This is a genomic window from Promicromonospora sp. NPDC057488 (assembly GCF_042802395.1).
GTDB lineage: Bacteria > Actinomycetota > Actinomycetes > Actinomycetales > Cellulomonadaceae > Promicromonospora.
Map to the genome: position 1 here is coordinate 48,078 of NZ_JBHVEG010000024.1, position 7,854 is coordinate 55,931.

The following is a 7,854-nucleotide window of genomic DNA, read 5'->3' on the forward strand; positions in this document are numbered from 1 at the left end:
GGTGCCGTGAGCTTCACGCACCTTGACGACCGCGGCCAGGCCCGCATGGTCGACGTCACCGCCAAGCAGCCGACCGTCCGCTCGGCCACCGCCTCCGGTCTGGTCCGCTGCACCCCTGCCGTGGTCCAGGCGCTGCGCGACAACGCCGTGCCCAAGGGCGACGTGCTGGCCGTGGCCCGGATCGCGGGCATCGCCGCCGCCAAGCGGACGCCCGAGCTGCTGCCGCTGGCCCACGTGATCGGCGTGCACGGCGCGGCGGTCGACCTGGAGGTCACCGACGACGGCGTCGTGGTCACCGCGACCGTGCGCACCGCCGACCGCACGGGCGTCGAGATGGAAGCCCTGACGGCGGTGTCCGTGGCGGGCCTGGCCGTGATCGACATGGTCAAGGGCCTGGACAAGTCGGTCTCGCTCGCGGACGTGCGGCTGGAGCGCAAGACCGGCGGCAAGTCGGGCGACTGGGTGCGTGCCGAGTGATCACGGTCCGCTACTTCGCCGGCGCCCGCGAGGCCGCCGGGCGCGCCACCGAACAGCTCGACGGCCCGACGTCGGTCGCCGCCCTGCGCGGCGCCCTCACCGCCGCCCACCCGGGCCTGACCACGGTGCTCCCGCGGTGCGCGCTGCTGGTCGCGGGCGCCCGCACCACGGCGGACGACGCCCCGGTGCCGGACGGCGTCACGGTCGACGTGCTCCCGCCCTTCGCGGGCGGCTGACGCTACGCCGCCGGGGCGGGGTGGTCGCCGCCCTCGAGCTGCGACCGGACGTGCGGCCACAGGGCGAGCACCACGTCGAGGCCGTCCCGCACGCCCCCGGACGACCCGGGCAGGTTCACCACGAGCGCGCGCGTGCCGGCGGACCCGCGGGCCACGCCCACCAGCCCGCGCGACAGCACGGCGGTGGGGACCCCCGCGGCGACCCCCCGCTGCCGGACGGCGTCCGCGACGCCCGGGACCTCGTAGTCCAGCACCTCGCGCGTGCCCTCGGGCGTCAGGTCCCGGGGCGTGATGCCCGTGCCGCCGGTGGTGAGCACCAGACGCGCGCCGGCGTCGAGCGCGGTCCGCAGCACGTCGCGGACCGGCTCGACGCCGTCGGGCACGAGATGGGTGACCAGGTCGGTGAACCCCGCCTCCCGCAGGACGCGCACCGCGGCGGGGCCGGAACGGTCCTCGGCCTCGCCGCGTGCGCATCGGTCGGAGACGGTGATCACCGCGACCTGGTCGGACGTCATGCCGACACGCTATCGGCCTCCGGCTCCTGCGCCTGCTCGGGCGCGGGCTTGAGGGCCTCGGCCTTGCGGTGCGCCCGCACGGACCAGGCGACGGCGGCGGCCCAGCCCAGCCAGATCACCACGTAGACCGGGATCTTCACGGCGTCGGAGGCCGCGATCCAGTCGCTGTTGAGCAGCGTGCGCGAGTTGGTGAGCACGATGACGCCGCCCACGAGCGAGCCCAGGATGCGCGGCGGCACGAGGCGCACCAGCCAGGCCGCGATCGGCGCCGCGATCAGGCCGCCGATGAGCAGGGCGAGCACCCAGGTGAAGTTGATGCCCTCGCCGGACAGGCCGACGAAGAAGCCGACGCTGGCGGCGACGGCCACGAGGAACTCGCTGGTGTCGATCGAGCCGATCACCTTGCGCGGTTCCAGGCGGCCGCTCGCGAGGATGGCGGGCGTGCCGACCGGGCCCCAGCCGCCGCCACCGGTGGCGTCGAAGAAGCCGGCCACCAGGCCGAGGGGTGCGAGGAACCGCTTGCGGAGGGGCTTGTCCGAGCGGGTCGGCAGGCCCTGCACCGTGAAGCGCAGCAGCACGTAGAGGCCCAGAGCGAGCAGGATCACCGACATGACCGGCCCGGCGACCTCCGTCGACAGCGACGAGAGGAACGTGGCGCCGGCGAAGGCGCCGACCGCGCCGGGGATACCGATCTTGGCGACGACCTTCCAGTCCACGTTGCCGAAGCGCCAGTGGGAGGCGCCGGACGCGAGGGTGGTGCCGATCTCGGCGAGGTGCACCGTGGCCGACGCCGCGGCGGGGTTGGTGCCGATGGCCAGCAGCAACGTGGTGGAGGTGACGCCGTAGGCCATGCCCAGACTTCCGTCCACCAGCTGCGCGCCGAGGCCGACGAGCGCCAGCAGGATCAGGGTTCTCATGGTCGTGACCTTCCAGGTCAAGGGGGATGCGACACGAGGCCTGGCACATTCAGGCCTCCGTCAAGGTATCCACCTAACCCGGTCGGAAACAATGACCATCTCACAGGTCGGATAAGTGTGTATCAGATAGCGGGGTGAAAGCCCTCCGTCCGATCGGAGTTCAGCCGGGCGCCGGGCGCCCTGCGAAATACCGGTCGCCCGCGAGATCAGGAGTTGGACCAGGCCGACTCGCCCTCGGTCAGGGCGCGCACCTCGTCCGGCAGCGATCCGCTGACCAGGTCCGCGAGGGAGACCGTCTCCAGCACCGCGCGGACGTTGGCCCGCAGGGCCACCCACACGTGCAGCAGCGGCGCGGCCGCGCCCTGGAACTCCAGGTCGGAAGGGCGGTTGCCACGCACGAAGACCAGCGGCCCGTCCACCGCCCGCACGACGTCGGCGATGGTGATCGAGTCGGCGGGCCGGGCCAGGCGGTAGCCGCCGCCGGCGCCGCGGTGGCTGGTCACGAGGCCGTCGCGACGCAGGTCGCTCAGGATCCCCTCCAGGAAGCGGTGCGGGATGTCCTGCGCCCGGGCCAGGGACTCGGCGCGGACGGGCCCGTCCTGGTCGGCGGCCGCCAGCTCGGCGGCTGCCCGGACGGCGTAGTCGGCTCGTGCGGAGATCCTCATGGGTCCATTCTCCCCCGGCCACCGGACCGGGCCGCCTCCACTCCGCAGATCCGGGCTGGACGCCCTTTATCAATACGTGAACGCGGTGCTAACGTCCCGTTCGTGCCGCACATGAGGATTCGAGAGGCCGCCGCCTATCTCGGCGTCAGCGACGACACGGTGCGTCGCTGGATCGACCGCGGCCTGCTGGGCGCCCGCACGGACGACGCGGGCCGCAAGGTGGTCGACGGCTACGAGGTCGCCATGGTGGCCCGGGACCACGCGTCGCCGCCGGGACTGCCGCCGGGACTGCGCAGCTCGGCCCGCAACCGGTTCGTGGGCCTGGTCACCGACATCAAGGCCGACGCCGTCATGGCGCAGGTCGAGCTGCAGTGCGGCCCGTTCCGCGTGGTCTCGCTGATGAGCAGCGAGGCGGTGCACGACCTCGGCCTGGAGCCGGGGTCGGTGGCGGTGGCAGTCATCAAGTCCACGAACGTCGTCATCGAGACCGAGAACCAGAGGGGATCCGCATGACCGGGTACACACACAGGGGCCGCGCGTCGGCCCGGATCATCGCGGCGGGCGCCGTCGGCCTGCTGGCGGCCGGCGCCCTGACGGCGTGCGGCGCGGGGTCGGGCGGGGCCGCCGACTCCGACGTCGACGACCCCACGGACCGGACGCTGACCGTCTACGCCGCCGCGTCGCTGACGACGACGTTCGAGCACATCGCGGAGGACTTCGAGGCCGCCCACGAGGGCGTCGACGTGGAGCTGTCATTCGCCGGCTCGTCGGACCTCGTGGCCCAGATCCAGCAGGGCGCCCCGGCCGACGTCTTCGCCTCGGCGGACACCGCGAACATGGACAAGATCGTCGCGGACGACCTGCAGGCGGGGACGCCCGCCGACTTCGCCTCGAACACCCTGATGATCGCGGTGCCGCCGGGCAACCCGGCCGACGTCGCCTCGCTCGCCGACCTGGCCGGCGACGACGTGAACCTCGTCGTCTGCGCTCCCGAGGTGCCGTGCGGGGCCGCGGCCGAACGGGTCGAGGAGGCCGCCGGGCTGACGTTCTCACCAGTCAGCGAGGAGCAGAGCGTCACCGACGTGCTGAACAAGGTGATCACCGGCGAGGCGGACGCCGGCCTGGTCTACGTCACCGACGTCCGCGGCGCGGACGACAAGGTCGAGGGCATCGAGTTCCCCGAGTCGGACAGCGCGGTCAACGTGTACCCGATCGCCGCCCTCGGGCAGAGCGCGGAGCCCGAGCTCGCCCAGGAGTTCGTCGACGCCGTGCTGGGCCAGGGCGGGCAAGAGGTGCTGAGCGACGCGGGGTTCGCGGCGCCATGATCCCCCGCTGGGTCGCCGCCGTCGCGGCGGTGGGGGCGCTCCTGGTGGTGCTCCCCCTCGCGGCGATGGCGGCCCGCGTGAACTGGGCCGACTTCTGGACCCTGATCACCAGCGAGTCGTCGGTGGCGGCACTGCTGCTGAGCCTGCGCACGTCCGCGGTGAGCACGCTGCTCTGCCTGGTGGTCGGCGTGCCGCTGGCGCTGGTCCTCGCCCGCGCCCGCTTCGCGGGGATCGACCTGTTGCGTTCGCTGGTGCTGGTCCCGCTCGTGCTGCCGCCCGTCGTCGGCGGTATCGCGCTGCTGTACACGTTCGGACGCCGCGGGCTGCTCGGCGAGTCCCTGGAGCTGGCGGGCATCCAGATCGCGTTCTCCACGGCCGCCGTCGTGCTGGCGCAGACGTTCGTGGCGCTGCCGTTCCTCGTGATCAGCCTGGAGGGCGCCATCCGCACGGCCGGCACGCGGTACGACGTCGTCGCGGCCACCCTGGGCGCGCGGCCCACCACGGTCCTGTTCCGCGTCACGCTGCCCCTGGTGTGGCCGGGCCTGCTGTCCGGGACCGTGCTCTCGTTCGCCCGGTGCCTGGGCGAGTTCGGCGCGACCATCACGTTCGCGGGCAGCCTGCAGGGCGTCACGCGCACCCTCCCGCTGGAGATCTACCTGCAGCGGGAGACCGACCCCGACGCCGCCGTCGCCCTGTCGTTCGTGCTGGTGGCGGTCGCGGTGCTCGTGATCGGCCTGACCCGGCGCAGCAGGAGCGCCCTGTGAGCCTCTCCCTGTCGGCGCACCTGCCCGAACGCGACGTCCAGGTCGACCTCGAGGTCGCCGACGGCGAGACCGTCGCCCTGCTCGGCCCCAACGGCGCCGGCAAGTCCACGCTGCTCGCGATCGCCGCCGGGCTGCTGCGCCCGCAGGACGGACGCGTCACCCTCGACGACCGCACCCTCACCCACGTCGAGGCCGGCCGCACCCGCGCCTGGGTGCCGCCGCACGCACGCCAGGTGGCCCTGCTGGCGCAGGACCCGCTGCTCTTCCCCCACCTCTCGGTGCGGCACAACATCGCGTTCGGCCCGCGCTCCCGCGGCGCCTCCCGCCGCACGGCGGCCCTCGAGGCCGACCGCTGGCTGGACCGCATCGGCCTGCCCGACCTCGGCGGACGCCGGCCGTCGGCCGTCTCCGGCGGGCAGGCCCAGCGCGTCGCCGTGGCCCGGGCCCTGGCCGCGGAGCCGCGCCTGCTGCTGCTCGACGAGCCCATGGCCGCCCTGGACGTGGACGTCACGCCGGCGCTGCGGCACCTGCTCCGGGAGGTCCTCGCCGACCGCACGGTCGTCATCGCCACGCACGACGTCCTGGACGCGCTCCTGCTCGCCGACCGCGTCGTCGTGCTCGACGGCGGACGCGTCGTCGAGCACGGGCCCACCCGTGAGGTGCTGTCCCGGCCGCGCAGCGCCTTCGCCGCGCGCATCGCGGGCCTGAACATCACGTCGGGCACCTGGTCCGCCGGCGACGACGCAGTCCGCACCGCCGCGGGCGACCTGGTCCACGGCCGCCTGCACGACGACGGTGGGGGCGCCGAGCGGTCCGATCAGGCTGACCGCGCTGTCCCGGTCACAGGGACGCCGATGGTCGCCGCGTTCCGGCCCGTGACCGTCTCTGTGTTCCCCGCGCGCGCGACCGGTTCGCCGCGCAACTCCTGGCCCGTGACCGTCACCGCCCTCGAACCCCAGGGCGACCTGGTCCGGGTGCGGGCGGGCCGGCTCAGCGCGGACATCACCCCGCAGGCCGCGGCCGACCTCGCGATCACGCCGGGTGACGAGGTGTGGTTCACCGTCAAGGCGACCGAGGTCGACCTGTACCCGGCGTAATCACTGGGCTGCTGTTCTCTGGGCTCGGGTGGCCCGTGGCGGGTGTGCTGCGTCGTGGGTGTGCTGCCGTCCGAGGCTGGGCCTGACACTCCGTCGGGCCCAGCCCCTCGTCAGGCCCAGCCCTCGTCAGGCCAGGATCTGGCCGGCCTGCCGCGCCGAGGCCGCGAACGAGCCCGTGAGCGGCAGCTCCGGCAGGATCACGGCCTGCGCCGCGTGGTAGACGTCGGGCTTGCCCACCCAGGTGAGCCCGGACGGCTGGTTCTCGGTGTCGAGCTCGTGGTGCCACGAGCCGTGCTCGTCGTCCACGAGGTACTCCCGGATCCAGGCCCACCACTCGCGCTCGAGCTCGGTGTAGCGGGCGTCCCCGGTGACGCGACCCAGGACGTTGGCCGTGGCAGCGCCCTCGGCGGCGACCCAGTGGAAGCGGCGGGGCTCGACGGGCGTGCCGGACCAGTCCGTCGTGTAGACGAAGCCGCCCCCGCCCTGCGCATCCCAGCCGTCCGCGACAGCCCGGTCGAAGAGCGCGGCGGCAGCAGCGGTGCGCACGCCAGGTGTGTTCGCCTCGGCGTCGATCTGCAGCAGCAGGCGGGCCCACTCCAGCCCATGCCCGGGCGTGGCGCCGTACGGCTTGAACTGGTCGCGGGGGCGGTCCGCGTTGTACTCCAGCAGCGGGTTCCAGTCGGCGTCGAAGTGCTCGGGGATCCGCCAGTCGTTGGCCTCTGCCCAGCTCACGACCTGGTCACCGATGGCCGAAGCACGCTCCAGCCACATGCTGTCCCCGGTCGCGGCGTGGGCGGCGAGCAGCGCCTCGACGGAGTGCATGTTCGCGTTCACGCCGCGGTAGTCCGACGCGGTGGCCCAGTCGCGCGACCGCTCGTCGAGGTGCAGGTTCCGCTCCGGCTCCCAGAACCGCGCGTCCAGCACCGCGAGGGCGTCGGTGAGCAGCTCCGGGGCGCCGGCGATGCCGGCCACCTTGCCGGTCGAGGCGGCGAGCACGACGAACGCGTGCGCGTACGCCTCCTTGGTCCCGACCAGCTCGTCGCCCTCGCCGCGCGCGGCGAGCCAGCCGCCGAACTCGGCGTCGGCCAGCACCTCACGGAGCCCGGCGATCGCACGCGTCGCGTACTCCTCGGTCCCGCTCACCCCCAGCAGATGCCCGACGGCGAAGGTGTGCGCCATCCGGGCCGTGATCCAGGTCTCGACGGGGTGCGAACTGTCGGGTCGACCCTCGTCGTCGAGCCAGCACGCAGCGCCGTCCGTACGAATCGAGGCCTCGGCGAACCGCAGCAGCGACACGAAGTGCTCGCGACGCCACGCCGCCTCGGTGCTGCTTGCGGGCTGGGTGCTGGTGGAGCCCGCGGCAGTGCGGGTCGAGTCTGCGTTCACACCGCCACGATAGCCGCGGGCGCTGCGCGCCCCGCAACTCGCGCACATGCCGGACGCCGGCTCGGGCCGAGCCCTCGAATGCCACCCGCCGGCTGCGAATGTTGTGCCGGGAATGCAGGTGTTCCGGGAATGCAGGTAGGGGGTGGAGCAGACAACCCTGACGGGCTGCTGCTCCACCCCCTCCTGGGAATGGTTGTCCGGCGGCGTCCTACTCTCCCACCCCGTCACCAGGGCAGTACCATCGGCGCTGTGAGGCTAAGCTTCCGGGTTCGGAATGGGACCGGGCGTTTCCCCCACGCTATGACCACCGTAACACTATCGAGAACAGGCAACCCCACACCCAACCGCTCACACCAGTTAAACCGGTAGGGGTTGTAGGGGGTTGGTGCCCGTGACTCGGGAACCGCATAGTGGACGCGACACGCAATGAACTTGATTTTTAGCTCGTGTGAGTGTGGTTGTGAAGTTATCG

10 protein-coding genes and 1 rRNA gene are annotated in these 7,854 nt (G+C 73.1%); 6 read left to right on the forward strand and 5 right to left on the reverse strand.

From position 1 onward, the window contains the following. Positions 1-6 precede the first annotated feature (6 nt). Together moaC and ACFU5G_RS07540 are read left to right on the forward strand one after the other, a co-directional pair. Positions 7-477 (forward strand): cyclic pyranopterin monophosphate synthase MoaC, encoded by a 471-nt coding sequence (gene moaC / locus ACFU5G_RS07535; protein ID WP_377242344.1) that lies wholly within the window; start codon positions 7-9, stop codon positions 475-477. Continuing rightward, on the forward strand, positions 474-713 hold the full coding sequence (locus ACFU5G_RS07540) for a MoaD/ThiS family protein (RefSeq protein WP_020017755.1): 240 nt from the start codon (positions 474-476) through the stop codon (positions 711-713). The genes moaC and ACFU5G_RS07540 overlap by 4 nt, the downstream gene beginning before the upstream one ends. 2 nt (positions 714-715) lie before the next feature. On the opposite strand, the gene ACFU5G_RS07545 is transcribed toward ACFU5G_RS07540, so the two are convergent. The 3 genes from ACFU5G_RS07545 to ACFU5G_RS07555 all read right to left on the reverse strand — a co-directional run bounded on the left by ACFU5G_RS07545 (position 716) and on the right by ACFU5G_RS07555 (position 2,810). Beyond that, entirely contained in the window at positions 716-1,228 is a 513-nt protein-coding gene (locus ACFU5G_RS07545; RefSeq protein WP_377242346.1) for a molybdenum cofactor biosynthesis protein B, read from the reverse strand. Beyond that, positions 1,225-2,145, reverse strand: coding sequence for a sulfite exporter TauE/SafE family protein (locus ACFU5G_RS07550; RefSeq protein WP_377242348.1), 921 nt, complete (start codon positions 2,143-2,145; stop codon positions 1,225-1,227). Before ACFU5G_RS07550 ends, ACFU5G_RS07545 begins: the two co-directional genes overlap by 4 nt. A gap of 206 nt (positions 2,146-2,351) precedes the next feature. Continuing rightward, positions 2,352-2,810, reverse strand: coding sequence for an RrF2 family transcriptional regulator (locus ACFU5G_RS07555; RefSeq protein WP_377242350.1), 459 nt, complete (start codon positions 2,808-2,810; stop codon positions 2,352-2,354). Positions 2,811-2,912: 102 nt separating this feature from the next. Here ACFU5G_RS07555 and ACFU5G_RS07560 point away from each other — a divergent pair, with 102 nt between their 5' ends. The 4 genes from ACFU5G_RS07560 to ACFU5G_RS07575 are packed head-to-tail and all read left to right on the forward strand — an operon-like array spanning position 2,913 to position 5,996. Then, entirely contained in the window at positions 2,913-3,323 is a 411-nt protein-coding gene (locus ACFU5G_RS07560; protein ID WP_377242352.1) for a molybdopterin-binding protein, read from the forward strand. Further along, positions 3,320-4,135, forward strand: coding sequence for a molybdate ABC transporter substrate-binding protein (gene modA, locus ACFU5G_RS07565; protein ID WP_377242354.1), 816 nt, complete (start codon positions 3,320-3,322; stop codon positions 4,133-4,135). Before ACFU5G_RS07560 ends, modA begins: the two co-directional genes overlap by 4 nt. Then, positions 4,132-4,899 (forward strand): ABC transporter permease, encoded by a 768-nt coding sequence (locus tag ACFU5G_RS07570; protein ID WP_020017749.1) that lies wholly within the window; start codon positions 4,132-4,134, stop codon positions 4,897-4,899. The genes modA and ACFU5G_RS07570 overlap by 4 nt, the downstream gene beginning before the upstream one ends. After that, the gene (locus ACFU5G_RS07575) at positions 4,896-5,996 is read left to right on the forward strand and encodes a sulfate/molybdate ABC transporter ATP-binding protein (protein WP_377242356.1); all 1,101 of its coding nucleotides are present in this window, start codon (positions 4,896-4,898) and stop codon (positions 5,994-5,996) included. The genes ACFU5G_RS07570 and ACFU5G_RS07575 overlap by 4 nt, the downstream gene beginning before the upstream one ends. A gap of 126 nt (positions 5,997-6,122) precedes the next feature. On the opposite strand, the gene ACFU5G_RS07580 is transcribed toward ACFU5G_RS07575, so the two are convergent. Then, positions 6,123-7,382 carry an AGE family epimerase/isomerase gene (locus ACFU5G_RS07580; protein WP_377242358.1) on the reverse strand — a complete coding sequence of 420 codons (1,260 nt, stop codon included), beginning with the start codon at positions 7,380-7,382 and terminating at the stop codon, positions 6,123-6,125. 195 nt (positions 7,383-7,577) lie between these two features. After that, positions 7,578-7,694 (reverse strand): 5S ribosomal RNA (gene rrf, locus ACFU5G_RS07585). Positions 7,695-7,854: the final 160 nt, after the last annotated feature.